Origin of the sequence: Chryseobacterium sp. (assembly GCF_045629545.1) — a bacterium.
Taxonomy (GTDB): domain Bacteria; phylum Bacteroidota; class Bacteroidia; order Flavobacteriales; family Weeksellaceae; genus Chryseobacterium.
The window spans coordinates 1-13,434 of record NZ_JAZQRK010000013.1 but is presented as its reverse complement, the minus strand read 5'-3'; the positions used below and the strand labels follow the sequence as shown (position 1 = coordinate 13,434).

16 protein-coding genes are annotated in these 13,434 nt (G+C 32.2%); 6 read left to right on the top strand and 10 right to left on the bottom strand.

Annotated elements, in window-relative coordinates:
* The first annotated feature begins 313 nt into the window (after positions 1-313).
* From trpA to ACKI42_RS03280, 3 genes are all read left to right on the top strand, one after another.
* On the top strand, positions 314-1,048 hold the full coding sequence (gene trpA / locus ACKI42_RS03290) for a tryptophan synthase subunit alpha (RefSeq protein ID WP_407402422.1): 735 nt from the start codon (positions 314-316) through the stop codon (positions 1,046-1,048).
* 32 nt (positions 1,049-1,080) lie between these two features.
* The gene (gene lipB, locus ACKI42_RS03285; protein WP_407402420.1) at positions 1,081-1,806 is read left to right on the top strand and encodes a lipoyl(octanoyl) transferase LipB; all 726 of its coding nucleotides are present in this window, start codon (positions 1,081-1,083) and stop codon (positions 1,804-1,806) included.
* Between the two features lie 189 nt (positions 1,807-1,995).
* On the top strand, positions 1,996-2,628 hold the full coding sequence (locus ACKI42_RS03280) for an NAD(P)H-dependent oxidoreductase (RefSeq protein ID WP_407402418.1): 633 nt from the start codon (positions 1,996-1,998) through the stop codon (positions 2,626-2,628).
* Between the two features lie 60 nt (positions 2,629-2,688).
* Here ACKI42_RS03280 and ACKI42_RS03275 read toward each other — a convergent pair whose 3' ends face one another.
* The 3 genes from ACKI42_RS03275 to ACKI42_RS03265 all read right to left on the bottom strand — a co-directional run bounded on the left by ACKI42_RS03275 (position 2,689) and on the right by ACKI42_RS03265 (position 4,133).
* Positions 2,689-3,318 (bottom strand): peptide deformylase, encoded by a 630-nt coding sequence (locus ACKI42_RS03275; RefSeq protein ID WP_407402416.1) that lies wholly within the window; start codon positions 3,316-3,318, stop codon positions 2,689-2,691.
* 41 nt (positions 3,319-3,359) lie between these two features.
* The gene (locus tag ACKI42_RS03270; protein ID WP_407402414.1) at positions 3,360-3,650 is read right to left on the bottom strand and encodes a putative quinol monooxygenase; all 291 of its coding nucleotides are present in this window, start codon (positions 3,648-3,650) and stop codon (positions 3,360-3,362) included.
* A gap of 75 nt (positions 3,651-3,725) precedes the next feature.
* Positions 3,726-4,133 (bottom strand): RrF2 family transcriptional regulator, encoded by a 408-nt coding sequence (locus ACKI42_RS03265; RefSeq protein WP_407402412.1) that lies wholly within the window; start codon positions 4,131-4,133, stop codon positions 3,726-3,728.
* A 67-nt stretch (positions 4,134-4,200) separates the two neighbouring features.
* Between ACKI42_RS03265 and ACKI42_RS03260 the strand changes: the two genes are divergently transcribed.
* Positions 4,201-4,629 carry a DUF4268 domain-containing protein gene (locus tag ACKI42_RS03260; RefSeq protein ID WP_407402410.1) on the top strand — a complete coding sequence of 143 codons (429 nt, stop codon included), beginning with the start codon at positions 4,201-4,203 and terminating at the stop codon, positions 4,627-4,629.
* A gap of 81 nt (positions 4,630-4,710) precedes the next feature.
* Here the strand turns inward: ACKI42_RS03260 and ACKI42_RS03255 are convergent, their stop codons facing one another.
* Positions 4,711-5,388 carry a YceI family protein gene (locus tag ACKI42_RS03255; RefSeq protein WP_407402408.1) on the bottom strand — a complete coding sequence of 226 codons (678 nt, stop codon included), beginning with the start codon at positions 5,386-5,388 and terminating at the stop codon, positions 4,711-4,713.
* A gap of 301 nt (positions 5,389-5,689) precedes the next feature.
* Between ACKI42_RS03255 and ACKI42_RS03250 the strand changes: the two genes are divergently transcribed.
* Positions 5,690-8,008, top strand: coding sequence for a TonB-dependent receptor domain-containing protein (locus tag ACKI42_RS03250; protein ID WP_407402406.1), 2,319 nt, complete (start codon positions 5,690-5,692; stop codon positions 8,006-8,008).
* Positions 8,009-8,077: 69 nt separating this feature from the next.
* On the opposite strand, the gene gldG is transcribed toward ACKI42_RS03250, so the two are convergent.
* From gldG to ACKI42_RS03220, 6 genes are all read right to left on the bottom strand, one after another.
* Positions 8,078-9,745, bottom strand: a complete 1,668-nt coding sequence (gene gldG / locus ACKI42_RS03245) for a gliding motility-associated ABC transporter substrate-binding protein GldG (RefSeq protein WP_407402404.1) — start codon at positions 9,743-9,745, stop codon at positions 8,078-8,080.
* Positions 9,746-9,749: 4 nt separating this feature from the next.
* Positions 9,750-10,478, bottom strand: a complete 729-nt coding sequence (locus ACKI42_RS03240; RefSeq protein WP_407402402.1) for an ABC transporter permease subunit — start codon at positions 10,476-10,478, stop codon at positions 9,750-9,752.
* Positions 10,479-10,553: 75 nt separating this feature from the next.
* The gene (locus tag ACKI42_RS03235) at positions 10,554-11,108 is read right to left on the bottom strand and encodes a CopD family protein (RefSeq protein WP_407402400.1); all 555 of its coding nucleotides are present in this window, start codon (positions 11,106-11,108) and stop codon (positions 10,554-10,556) included.
* 146 nt (positions 11,109-11,254) lie between these two features.
* Complete coding sequence (locus ACKI42_RS03230) at positions 11,255-11,695, bottom strand: hypothetical protein (RefSeq protein ID WP_407402398.1); 441 nt, start codon at positions 11,693-11,695, stop codon at positions 11,255-11,257.
* Positions 11,696-11,782: 87 nt separating this feature from the next.
* Positions 11,783-12,391, bottom strand: a complete 609-nt coding sequence (locus ACKI42_RS03225; RefSeq protein WP_407402396.1) for a hypothetical protein — start codon at positions 12,389-12,391, stop codon at positions 11,783-11,785.
* Positions 12,392-12,508: 117 nt separating this feature from the next.
* Entirely contained in the window at positions 12,509-12,781 is a 273-nt protein-coding gene (locus ACKI42_RS03220) for a hypothetical protein (RefSeq protein WP_407402394.1), read from the bottom strand.
* A 256-nt stretch (positions 12,782-13,037) separates the two neighbouring features.
* Between ACKI42_RS03220 and ACKI42_RS03215 the strand changes: the two genes are divergently transcribed.
* Entirely contained in the window at positions 13,038-13,304 is a 267-nt protein-coding gene (locus ACKI42_RS03215; RefSeq protein WP_407402424.1) for a transposase, read from the top strand.
* The last annotated feature ends 130 nt before the right edge of the window (positions 13,305-13,434 follow it).

The window sequence follows — 13,434 nt, the reverse complement described above, 5'->3', positions numbered from 1 at the left end:
ACACTCGAATTGTCTTTTCGAATGCAGCAAAGAGAAATGAGGAATCTCAAGAACAAAAGATTTCTCCTAATGTCGAAATGACAAAATGTAAAAATGAAGTTGGACACTCGAATTGTCTATTCGAATGCAGCAAAGAGAAATGAGGAATCTCAAGAACAAAAGATTTCTCCTAATGTCGAAATGACAAACCGAAAAAATAAAGTTAAACACTCAAATTGTCCTTTCGAATGCATCAATGCGAAATTGAGAAACCTCAGTGACAAACTGAAAAAGTGAGCACCTATAAAATGAATTCGAAAAAAATTAAATTAAAATGAAAAAACTCAACATATACTTTACTGCAGGAATTCCTATGCTAAATGATACTGGAAAAGTTGCCCAATTGGTACAAGAATCGGGTGCAGATATGATGGAAATCGGAATTCCTTACTCCGATCCTGTAGCTGATGGACCCATAATTCAGCAAGCGCACGATTTGGCACTGAAAAATGGAATGACCATAAAAATATTATTCGAGCAGTTGGCTGAAATCAAAGATACCGTTACCATCCCGAAAGTATTAATGGGTTATCTAAATCCTGTCATACAATTTGGTTTCGAAAAATTTTGCCAAAAATGCAAAGAAGTAGGAATTTACGGATTAATATTACCAGATCTTCCACCCGTAGAATTTGAAAAAAAGTATGGCGAAATTTTGAAAAAATACAATCTCAACTTTATTTTTCTCGTAACTCCAGAAACATCAAATGAGAGAATTTTATATTTAGATTCTCTTTCGTCAGGGTTTTTATACGCGGTGAGTTCATCTTCCACCACAGGAAATGAAAGTTCAAACCTAACAAATGAAGATTATCTTAATCGTTTGTCGCAACTACCTCTTAAGAATTCTGTATATGTAGGATTTGGGATAAAAAATAAAAATGATTTTGAATTGGTAACCGAAAAATCGCAAGGAGGGATTATAGGAACTGCATTTGTAAATGTTCTTCTACAAAATACTGATTGGGAACAGAAAGTAAAACAATATATCACTTCTATAAAAGGGTAAAAATCACTAAATTTGTACTTCAAATAAGGGCAATGAACATACATCCAAATAAAATCGTAAAGTTTGAAGATCTAGGAGTCAAAGATTATCAATCTTCTTGGGATTACCAAGAGCAACTGATGAAAAGCATTATTGACACCAAAGTTAAAAATCGTGATTTGCCAGATGATGAAAAAATCATTACCGACAATCATTTTCTATTGGTAGAGCATCCTCACGTTTATACTTTAGGGAAAAGCGGACACGAGGAAAATATGCTAGCAGGCAGCGAAAAATTGAAAGAAATAGGTGCTACTTTTGTAAAGGTAAACCGTGGTGGAGACATTACCTATCATGGTTATGGGCAAGTTGTAGGATACCCTATTTTAGATCTAGAAAACTTTTTTACAGATATTCATTTGTATATGAGAAATCTGGAAGAAGTGATTATTAAAACCATTGCCGAATTTGGTTTGAAGGGAGAACGTTCTCCAGGCGAAACGGGCGTTTGGCTAGATGTGGGCAAACCTTATGCTAGAAAAATCTGCGCCATGGGAGTGAAAGCTTCTCGTTGGGTGACACTGCATGGTTTTGCCCTGAATGTAAATACGGATATGCGTTATTTCGAATATATTGTTCCCTGTGGAATACAAGACAAACAAGTAACTTCTATCAAAAGAGAGTTGGAAAGAGATCTAGCTCCTGAAGAAATGGAAAAGGTGAAAAATAGTATAAAATTCCATTTTGCAGAAGTTTTCGGAGCCAAATTTTCTCATTAATAAAAATTATTATAAACTGATATGCACCCGTTGCCCTATGCAACGGTTTTTTTGTACGTTATTGATATTATCTAAATGACGATTAGATAATCTAGTATTGTGTATGCCAAGATTGCAAAGTACATTTGCCATGTATTTGAAAATACTCATTATTGAGTTTTAAGAATAGTAATAATTTAAAAATAAACGATGTCATTAATAGAAGATTTACAGTGGAGACATGCGGTGAAAGCCTATGATCCTACAAAAAAAGTTGCAGCAGAAGATGTAGAAAAGATTCTAGAATCTGCAAGATTAGCGCCTACCTCATCAGGTTTGCAACCCTTCCGTGTGATTGTTGTAGAAAACCAAGATCTGAAAGATAAGATGGTACAAGGCGCGCTGAATCCTGAAGTGATGAGAGATTGTTCTCACGTTTTGGTTTTTGCAGCTTGGGATAGCTATTCTGACGAGAAAATAGATAAAGTATACGATTATCATACCGATGTAAGAGAGCTTCCTAGAGGAAGATTCAGCAGCTATACCGATCAAATAAAAATGATCTACGGCGCTCAAACTCCTAAAGAACATTTCGAGCATACAGCAAAGCAAACTTATATTGCCCTAGGATTGGCAATGGCTCAGGCTGCCGAATTGAAAATAGATTCTACACCAGCTGAAGGTTTTAGCACGAGTATTGTAGATGAAATTTTAGGACTAAAAGAAATAGGTTTAAAAAGTGTAACGCTCTTATATTTAGGATATAGAGATACTGAAAATGATTGGCTTTCTACCATGAAAAAGGTAAGAATTCCAATGGAAGAATTTGTTATTAGAAAATAGTGTTTTTTTAATTTTGTGTTTTTGTGTTTAAGGTCTATTTCTGATGGAAATAGACCTTTTTTATCTTACAGAAGAATTGCTGTCCATGTAAGCATCGGTTTTAATATAAGATTTGGCAGCATCAGCTTTCTTTTTATCAGAAATAAGAATTCCAAAAAGATGGTCAATTTCATGCTGAAGAATTACTGCGGTAAAGCCTTCTACCATTTCTTTATGTTTTATACCTTTTAGATCATCATATTCTACTTGTATCACTTTACTTCTATAAAACAAATCTCTAAATTCTGGAATGGATAAATCTCCTTCTGAACCGAGGTTTTGAATTTCAGATTTCCAAGTGATCACAGGATTAATGAAATACTCTAAAGGTTTATAGGGTTTATCAAATCTTTGTACCCAAACTACTCTTCTATTAATACCAACTTGTGGTGCCGCAATCCCTACTCTGCCATCAGTTTGCAACAGAGATTCTTTCATTCTGTTCACCAAAATTTCAGTGTTGGGATCTTTGGGCTGGATATCTTTAGATTTTGTAAGCAAAACCGAATGCTGATGCGTATCCGTAATTTGATAGATCGGTAATGCTGTGGTAATATCTCCCTTATTGATTAAAGAAATTTCATCTTTGGATAATTTCTGACCCATTGCAAAACTCGATAACACAATCAGAAGCGCTGAAATCTTTTTCATAATTCAATAGCGTAAAATTTTCTCAATAAAAAGTGTAAATTTTAGTAAATTTTATAACCCTTGTATACTTCTGAAGTTTTCACTAGAAATTTAGCAGAAGATTGAAAAAATTCTAAAAGATGATTTTGACCCATGTGGATACTGTGATGTTCTACTGTTTCCCATAATTCTATTAAAAAAAATGTCCCTTTTTGAGAATTGTCTTCTATAAGATCATATTGCAAACATCCATTTTCTTTACGGGTTTCTTTTACCAATTTATGAAATAATTCTACAGCGTCTATTAAATAATTGTCATTAAATCTAAAAAGCGCAACAATGTGTAAGTTCATCCAATTTTATATTATGTGGTAAAAGTAGTATTTTTTTCTGCTGCGAAACTATTTGTAATTCACCTTTTTTTAATACTAATTCACCAAATCTAATAGCGTTTTTTTCTCCAATACCCCAAGAGAAGCATCTCTTACATCAACCAGCACATCGTGTAGGCCACAGTGTTCTTCACTACAATCTTCACATTTTTCGTAAAAATTAAGGCTTACACAAGGTAATAATGCGATTGGACCATTCACCAAACGGATAATTTTAGCTAGGCTTACATTTTCTGGTTTTTCCTTGAAAAAATAGCCGCCGCCTTTCCCCTTTTTACTATCCAATACATCTGCTTTCTTTAGCTGAAGCAGAATATTTTCTAAAAACTTGATAGGAATATTTTTTTTTTGGGCAATTTCGGAAATAAGAATCGGGCCTTCTTCTATTTTCTCCACAAGAAAAGAAAGCGCCTTAAAAGCATATTGGGATTTTTTTGATAGCATTAAAGCAAAGTTAAGAAATTGTTTGAAAACTTGAAAATCACTATTTTTGTGAAATATAATCAATATAATGTTCAGTAAAGAAGAAGCACATCAATTAAAGAAGGAATTTTGGACCGCTTTTGGGAAATCATTTCCTAGAAAATGGATTTTATACAACACAAAGGTCAAAGATTTTTCTTTTAAGTTTTATATCGATAAAAAAAAAGCAGAAGTTTCTCTTGATATTGAAATGAAGGATGAAGGACTGCGAAATGCGTATTACAATAAGATTTGGTCTTTGGAAGATCTATTGAAAGAACACATTGGGAATTTTACTAAAGTAGAAAACTACACTTTGGAAAATGGTAAAGTCATCAGCAAAATATGGGTAGAAAAAGAAAACGTATCTGTTTTTAACAAAAACACGTGGCAAGAAACTTTTGAATTTTTTGTAGAAAAAATGGAAGGCTTCGAACGTTTCTTTTATGAATACGAAGACTTCATCAAAGACGTTTAAAATAATTTTAGCCTAAAGAACAAAAGACATCTGTTCAAAGCGGATGTCTTTTTTTTTTCAGGATTTATTTTCCAAAAATTATTATTTTTGAGTCGCCTTTACATCCACTGCAATTTCGATGTCTTTAGAGATCATCCATTCTGCTGGATCTGTTTCTGTAGTACCAAATTTGATTCCCCAATCTGATCTATTTACAGTAAACTGAGCCTTGATAGTAGCTGTTTTGTCAACGATATCTACTTTTGCAGGGAAGCTAACATTCATAGTTTTTCCTAGCAAAGTAAGATTACCACTGATGGTTTTGTTCGCTCCTTCCACAGGATTGGTTGCACCAGCCACCAATTCTTCAACTTTGGTAATTTTGAAATCTGCTGTTGGATTTTTCTCAACATCAAAGAAATCTGCATTTTTAAGATGAGCTTCAAGGTCTGAGAATTTTTTATCTTTTTCTGTAACAGAAGCAGGGTCAACTTTTAGTGATTTCATATCAATAGTGAAATCACCAGAAGTTAGTTGGTTTTCAGCAATAGCTAATTCTCCAGTAGATACTGCTAAAGTTCCCCAACGTGGTGCAAAACCTCCTTTGTGGAATGCCTTCCAATTTACTTTAGAAGCTACACTGTCTACCGCAAATAGATTGCCTTTTTTTTCGGCAACACCTTGTTCCTGAGTTGCTGTTGTAGTATCTGTTTTCTTGTCTCCACAAGATGCCATTAATAAACCTAAACTTGCTAAAGCGATTACGCTGAATTTCTTCATGTTTTGTTATTTAATATTAATATTGTTTGATTTTTCGATTGATAAATATAATAATAACTTTCGAGGTAACCTCTATTTTATTACATTGCAAAACTCCGAAAATTTTTCTTTACAAATTCTTATCCTATGTTAAGAAATACATAACCAAGCGTACATATTTTAAATTTGAGTTCTAAACAAATTCAAAACGCTTTATATTTTTTTAAGTTTTTAAAATTAAATAAATGATTTTTAATTATTTTAAAAATTATTTTGATGTAACAAATCTTGAGTTCAAGTTGTTCTATATTAAAAACTACACATGATATTCAAATTGATTTTTGTTCTTATATTATCCATTCAAACAGTATACGGACAGAAAAATTTAACAGTAAAAGGAAAGCTTACGCTGCCAGAAAAAGAAAGTTCCAGTGCTCCAATTGTAGTTTATTTATGGGATGAAAAGGGAAACCTAGTAAAATCTAATATTGTACAAAATTCAGGATTCCAATTTTCTGATTTGGAACCAAAAACCTATCATTTTGAAATTTCATCCGATTGTTGGACTCAAAAAGAAGAACCTTTTTATTTAGATCAAAATAAAGACTTGGAAATTGTTTTAAAATCTACCACTCAAGACATTGAGGAAATCAGTTTAAATAATGAGAAAAAAGGCAACAAAATAGAAAATAGCAATATTACTTTGGATGTTGCCAATACTGCTCTACATACCTTACCTACTGCCACAGAACTGCTTTCCAAATTGCCTTTCGTGATGATGGATGCCAATGGAGAAGGACTTTCTTTTGTTGGAAAAGGAACGCCTTTGTTGTATATCGACAATCAGAAAGTAGATTTTACAACATTATCAAGCATTTCTGTTGATGATATAAAGTCGGTGGAAATTATTAGAAATCCGCCTGTACAATACGAATCTAGTGGAAAAGCAGTGATAAAAATCAACCTTAAGAAAAGCCGAAAAGATGGCACACAACTGAGCATTTCCGAAACAGCTATTTTTCAAAAACGCTTTAGCAATACACTTTCCGCAAACTATCAACAGAAAAAAAATAAATCTGAATGGAAAATAAACGCCGCTTACAACGCAATGAACCATTGGGAAAGCAATGGATTTGAATATTCTGTTCCCACTAAAAATATATATTCAGATTATAGAATAACCTCCATTACCAAGCGTCCACAGACCATTTTTGGTGGAAGCTTTTACCAACAATTGAACGATGGCGACTATATTACAATATCGTTGAATAGCAATTTCAGACCTGATAAAGGCGATAATACAACGGAATCTATTTATTCTGAAAACGGAAATCTAGTTTCTATCAACACACTTAATAATCAAGATAGAACAAGATCTACCATCAATTCGGTATTTAATTATAACAAAAAATGGGCAGACTGGGATGCCAATTTATTTACCGGTTTGCAATACAATAGAGAAAGTGATCTTTTGGATTATACTTTTTATAATGATATTGATAATTCTGGATATGCATTCAACCAATTTCGTCGTCAAAAATATGCTGGAAATGTATATTCTGGAAGAATGGATTTTGAAAAAAAATGGAATAAAAAGTATGAATTACTCTTGGGAGCATGCTATACAAATGCAGAAACTAATACCAATAACATTACCGATTTTAGAAATAATACTCCAAATGAGCTTTATCAGTATAACTTCAAAGAAAGTAATATTGCCACCTACGCAAACATTGGCTGGAATCCTAAATCGTGGAATATAAAAGGTGGAATAAGAATGGAAACAACTTCAACGGAAGGCATTGATGCTTTGCTAAATCTCACAAAAATACATCTGAATTATGCAGATTGGTTTCCAAATGCAGAAATAAATTACCAACAAAATAATGATTTTTCTTACACTGCCAACTATAGAAAAAGTATAGATAGACCCAACTATAGCAATCTAACTTCTGGTGGTTTGTATGGAAGTCCGTATGTAGAATATGTGGGAAATCCGAACTTGCTTCCTACCTACACGCACACTTTTTCATTTTCTAGTCAGTTTAAAAAATGGTCGATTAATGCGTCTTACTACATTAGCAAAAATGCGAGTGGTTTTACTTTGGTGTATGATGAAAATAGAAATATTTCTAAGTTTACTACAGTGAACTTCGAGAAAGAATTGGGAGCAAATATAGGTTTAGATTTCCCTTTTCAATGGAAAAAATGGAGTTCACAAAATAGCTTGTCATTTAATTATGATAAAACAAAAGATGCTTTAGCCATTATTAAAAGATCTACGCCTTATGTATATTTTTCTACCAATAATACATTTGTACTGATGAAGCATCTCTCCTTTTTATTAGATGGATCTTATATTTCCTCTCGTATCGCAGGTTTGTACGATATCAATGATATGTGTTTGGTCAATCTTGGACTAACTTCTAAAATTAATAATTGTGATATCACTTTTAGGTTTAATGATATTTTCAATCAGATGACATATATTCAAAAAATGACCTACAATCAATTGATTTCTAAAAGCAGTTTTTACGGAAATACACCCACAATTTCATTTTCTTTAAAGTACAATTTTGGAAAACTTTTAAAATCAAATTATAAACAAAACACAGTGAACGAAAATTCTGGTAGATTGTAATTTATGTTGAATTCTATTTAAATTTAAACCAAAAAAAAAGAGAAACCCGAAAGCTTCTCTTTTTATATTTTATGCGAATTTTCTTTTTCTCAGCCAGAAGAATAAACCTCCTAATAGAGAAATTATAACCAATGGAAGTAATAAATTGAACCATTGCCATTTGCTCTTTTCATCACTTATCCTGTGTCTATCAAGCAATCTTTCTTCGATATTTCTATTTCTAAGTTCTATCAAATTGCTATCGTCTAAAAGATAATCTAACGCATTTCTAAGAAATTGTTCGTTCCCGAATTGCTCATCTGTCAGCATATCTACGCCCAGAGGTAATGGCTCGCCGCGCACTACTTTATTTCTTCCCACATCCCCATCTGAAATCACAATCATTTTATTGTCTGAACTTGAGCTTTTGAATCCTGGATAAGATTTTCTTTCGATTCTTGAAGCGTATGCGGAATTGAATTTTCCTTCTAGCGCTACAGCAAAAATCTTAGGAGTACTTGGTTTTTCCATTTGTCCCAAACTGTCTACACTTGCAATTTCGCTAAGTTCTACATAATTTGGAACTTGTTTTAGCAAAGTTTTTTCACTAGATTCGAAAAGGACTTTTGTTTTAAATTTTTTCCCGCCCAAAGTATCAATAGAAGTTGGAAATTCGAACTTCACAGGATTGATATTTTTTGTGATCGGATGATCTTTTTCTGCAATTCCTAATGGGAAATAAGGCCAAGGAAGGCTTGTGTATTGTGCGTTTCCTCCTACTTCGCCTGTCACCAATTTTAGCAATGCAAATTTCTTTACATCCTTTACCAATGCAGGGTTTATTCTGAGACCATAATTAAAGAAAAAATCGGTCATATTCAGATCAATTGGATAAGGCATTACTTTTTTAGACTTATTCAGCGTATCCATTTCGGCATTTACAGCATCAATCATCCATAGGGTTTTTCCCCCGTTCATGATATACTGATCCAAAATCATTTTTTCTCCATCTGTAAAAGCTTTTCTAGGCTTTGCAATAACAAGAGCACTCATCTGCTTTAGCATTGGAAGATCTGCAAGAGACAATTCTACATTGTTTTTTGGAATGATAGGTCCGGCATCATAATTTTCTAAAGCCATATCCATAAAACCTTGAAATTCTACGGGTCTCAATTCATTTTGGTTCACCAAGATTCCTACCTTTTTTCTTGTATTTGTGGATACAGATTTAATGTTTGAAACTAAATTATATTCTAAATTTTCTATAGATTTCCTGAGCTGATCGTCTGCATTGATGTTAGCTTGCTGCACCACCAATGGTATAGAAGTACCATTTTGTCCATGCTTTACTACAGCATACGGAAACAAAGTAATCTGAGTAATTTTTCCATCTTTTTCATCAGGTAAAATAGAAGGTTGCATGCCCATCGCCATCAAAGTGTCTTGTGACATTTTGGTCTTAATTGGATCTATAAACTTGAAGTCTACTTTTGGATTTATTTTTCTGAATTCCTCTAGCATAAATTTAGTTTCATTTTGCAATTGCTTGAAACTTGCTGGGAAATCGCCTTCCAAATAAACATCCACCATCACGGGTTGCTTCACCGATTTTAATACTTTGATGGTACTTTTTGAAAGTGTGTATCTTTTTTCTTTGGTTAAATCTAATCTAATGCCTGAAAATAGTAATATCAGCGATAAAGGCAAAAGGATAAATAGTAGTATACCGAATGGAGATTTTAGCGTGATCTTCTTCATATGATTACTTCTTTTTTGTGATAAAATGATTAGATAATGCAAGGCTCAACCCAATAATAAATACAAAATACGCAAGATCTTTAAAATCTACAAGACCTCTAGAAAAACCTAGAAAATGCTGATAGAAACCTATGTTTTGTAAAATAAAATCTGCACCTCCCAAAAGTTTATAGCTCGCTATCTGCTCTATCCCAAAATACATAATAAAACACATAAAAACGCCCAATAAATAAGCCATTATCTGATTTTGTGAAAGCGATGAAGCCAATATTCCTACTCCCGAGAAAGCTGCAATAAGTATAATAAGACCTAGGTAACTCCCAAATGTCATTCCCAAATCTATATTACCTTCTGGTACACCCAAAATGTAGACTGTATATAAATAGATAAGCGATGGAATAAGGCATAAAACGCCTACCAACCATACTGAAAAGAATTTTCCGGTAACTAAATCTGAAATTTTAATTGGTTGGGAAAATAACCAATTCAACGTTCCAGTTTGTTGCTCCTCCGCAAAAGACTTCATAGATAATGCAGGGATGATAAAAATCAGTAACCATGGAACCAAAACAAAATAACTCTGTAAAGATGCCATCCCGATATCGAAAATATTGAAATCATTTTCGAAGAAAAACAAAAACAAGGTAGTGATCAAACTAAAAGCGGCAATGATAACCCATGCACTCCAGTTGCCAAAATAACTCCAAAGTTCTTTTTTAAAAATTGCAAACATGATAATTAGTTGAAAAATTAATAAGTACAATTAGCAGTCTTAGAAAAGACTATATCTTTTGTACCTGTGATTAGCTTATTTTTTTTTGTTTTTATTTTTATTAACGAGTTTTACAGTGCTTCCAATTAAAAGTACAAGTACCACAAATCCCGATAGCAATTGCCACCAGTACTCGATGACACTCGATTTTAGAATTACCGTGAATACAACCAAGAAGAGAATAAATGTTGCAATCTCGTTAGATTGTCTAAGCTTGAGATTGGCTGTAGGAAGCGTTTCTCCTTGTAGTCTATTCAGTTCTTTTACTTTTTTCCAACACCAAAAATGATAAATTCCCAGACCAATAAGAAATGTAAGTTTCAGGTGAAACCATGGAGTTTTCATCAAGTTGACATTAAGAAATATCATGGTAATACCACAAACTGTCATAATAACACCAGCAGGAACGGTGATGATATTCCACAAACGTTTTGCCATGAAAGCATACTGTTCTCTTAGGATTTTCTTTTTATCGGGAGCGAATTCATCCGTATCCTTATAGTAAACAAATAATCGCACGAGATAGAAAATACCTGCAAAATAACTTACCATAAAGATGATATGCAACGCTTTGATAATGGTATATAGCATCGTTAAAATTTGAGTGCAAAGATAGTTTTTTTCGGAAAAGATGAAGATATTATATGTAAAAATGCTTGCAGGAAAGCAAATTGAATAGAAAAAAAAATGAAAAGATCGAAATTAGCTGTCGCTATACATTCTTTATTGCTCCTTTTCTATTTTTGAAAAGAAATACTATCTACTTTTGTACCTTGAACATAACTTTTAATATACAAAAGCTTTCCATTTACATCAAAGTATTTCCAATCTCCAAAATAAAACCAATGCCTATAATCTGGTTTTATCTCTAGCTTTGTTTGTCCTCGTTCGCTGATCTTACCATTGGGATGATACATTTTGGTTTTTGTTATATCCTTTTTAATTTTGTCTTTTAGATAAAGATTGCCATCCAAAGATGATTTCCAAACTCCAACTTTTTCGCCCATTTTATATTTTCCTACTGCTATTAGAGTTCCCTGATCTATAGAATATTTTTCAATCCATTTTCCATGACGCTTTTGCGAATTTTCTGTTGTTTTCAAATATTGGTTTATTTTGGTTGTACATGAACCTAAAATAATTATTAAAAGTAAAGCGAAAGGTCTGTTGAGTTTCATAAAGATTTGAGTGTTGGTGTATGTATTATTTAAGGTTTAATAGTAAATCATGAATTGAAAACAAATTATTTTCTTTTAATCCGATTGTTAATTTACCTTTATAAAAACATCATTATTGCTAATGTCTCTTCTTGGTATTGTTTGTACACAAACTTCCCATACCATTTTGAACGAATCGTTTACTGGATAATTGGTTAAAATATTTTGCCTTTTATCAACATTTTGAAATAAAAATTTGTCATCAAAACTGAAAACAAAATCGCCAGTTTCTTTAGGGATTAAACCTATTTCATATTTAAATTGATGATTAGAATTATTAATTGATGATTGTGTCCTTATCGACCTATTGACACAAAAATCTTCTGACTGCATTTGGGTAGCAATAATTTCAAATTTATTGACAGCTCCAATTAAGTTGAAAGAATTGTTGGTGATAAGTTTTGAAATGCCAATGTTTGTAAAAGGCGCGTAATTCTGAATTACAGAGTCTTTTACATTAGTATCAAAATTTTTTGATGATCGAAAACCTTTTATCCAAATTGTATCATTTATATGAAAGTTTGATGAATTTTGCATATAAATTTTTGTTGTGCTTTCTATCTGCCTATTATCCTCAATAGGAAATCCTCTACAATCTGTGGACATTATAATATGCATTAGCAAAATTAATTGTAAAAATCTTAACGCTTTTATCATCTCACAAAGGTTTTAATTGGTCTAAAATTGAAATTAATGGCAAATTAAATATCTTTAATACGTGCTTATAAACAGAGTATTTAAGGAAAATATCTATCTACAAAATAGGAAAAAAAATTATTGCATTGTTAAGAAATTGAGTAAGAAAAGTAATAAACTGATCGCAATAATCCAATTAGCGGCTGCTTCCTTTGCCTTATTTTTTTTAGATAACTTTATAGCTTCAATGATAAGGAATAGAGGCGCCAATATGGTGATTGCTATTAAAACGAAAATTATCCCCAAACCCATTGGATCACTTTTACCACCTAACATTATCACGTAACACAAAATAATGGCTGCAATAATTCCGGCTATTCGATAAATGGTGTGTAAAAATACATCTTTCATGACTACAAGATATTTGATTAGCTAATGTAAACATTTTCAAATCATTTAATCATTTAATTTTCATGTATATACTTTTCAAGCCTTCAAAATTGATAGTCATCGTATCATTTTTAACACCATATTTTCCTTCAGCTTTTTCCTTAGTTTCTAAATTTTCCATTATTATATTATCATTGCGTACTGGATGTACTAATTTAGTGTCCAGTTGAAGTTAAGCATAAAACCTTAATTTTAAGATATGAAACAAGAGTGAAAAATTTATGATTCAGCTTTTAAGATAAAAGCCGTTCAACTAAGTAAAGAAAGAACTAACATTTCAGAATTAGCGAGAGAATTAGGTATTAAAGCCACGTTGCTTTATAAATGGAAGAAAGAATTTGAAGAGTTTGGAACAGGAAGTTTTCCTGGTAATGGGAAAATGAAGCTGACTTTTGAACAGGAGAAAATTCGTGAATTGGAGAAAAAACTCAAAGATGCAGAACTTGAAAGAGACATCTTAAAAAAAGCAATCAGCATTTTTTAGTTCATTTTTGATTATTTTTCTTTTAATGTATTCATGAATGCCAGAGCATTTCCAAGAGCGGTCGATGAAATATCAGTTTATTAAAACACATGAATATTTATTTCCGATTGAAAAAATGTGTAAGGTTCTA

Excerpts from the sequence above, each read along its gene's own strand:
- ACKI42_RS03235 (WP_407402400.1), bottom strand. The coding sequence starts at position 11,108 with ATGCTATATACCATTATCAAAGCGTTGCATATCATCTTTATGGTAAGT.
- ACKI42_RS03225 (WP_407402396.1), bottom strand. The coding sequence starts at position 12,391 with ATGATAAAAGCGTTAAGATTTTTACAATTAATTTTGCTAATGCATATT.
- ACKI42_RS03275 (WP_407402416.1), bottom strand. The coding sequence starts at position 3,318 with ATGAAAAAGATTTCAGCGCTTCTGATTGTGTTATCGAGTTTTGCAATG.
- ACKI42_RS03270 (WP_407402414.1), bottom strand. The coding sequence starts at position 3,650 with ATGAACTTACACATTGTTGCGCTTTTTAGATTTAATGACAATTATTTA.
- ACKI42_RS03220 (WP_407402394.1), bottom strand. The coding sequence starts at position 12,781 with ATGAAAGATGTATTTTTACACACCATTTATCGAATAGCCGGAATTATT.
- trpA (WP_407402422.1), top strand. The coding sequence starts at position 314 with ATGAAAAAACTCAACATATACTTTACTGCAGGAATTCCTATGCTAAAT.
- ACKI42_RS03255 (WP_407402408.1), bottom strand. The coding sequence starts at position 5,388 with ATGAAGAAATTCAGCGTAATCGCTTTAGCAAGTTTAGGTTTATTAATG.
- lipB (WP_407402420.1), top strand. The coding sequence starts at position 1,081 with ATGAACATACATCCAAATAAAATCGTAAAGTTTGAAGATCTAGGAGTC.
- ACKI42_RS03240 (WP_407402402.1), bottom strand. The coding sequence starts at position 10,478 with ATGTTTGCAATTTTTAAAAAAGAACTTTGGAGTTATTTTGGCAACTGG.
- ACKI42_RS03250 (WP_407402406.1), top strand. The coding sequence starts at position 5,690 with ATGATATTCAAATTGATTTTTGTTCTTATATTATCCATTCAAACAGTA.
- ACKI42_RS03280 (WP_407402418.1), top strand. The coding sequence starts at position 1,996 with ATGTCATTAATAGAAGATTTACAGTGGAGACATGCGGTGAAAGCCTAT.
- ACKI42_RS03260 (WP_407402410.1), top strand. The coding sequence starts at position 4,201 with ATGTTCAGTAAAGAAGAAGCACATCAATTAAAGAAGGAATTTTGGACC.
- gldG (WP_407402404.1), bottom strand. The coding sequence starts at position 9,745 with ATGAAGAAGATCACGCTAAAATCTCCATTCGGTATACTACTATTTATC.
- ACKI42_RS03265 (WP_407402412.1), bottom strand. The coding sequence starts at position 4,133 with ATGCTATCAAAAAAATCCCAATATGCTTTTAAGGCGCTTTCTTTTCTT.
- ACKI42_RS03230 (WP_407402398.1), bottom strand. The coding sequence starts at position 11,695 with ATGAAACTCAACAGACCTTTCGCTTTACTTTTAATAATTATTTTAGGT.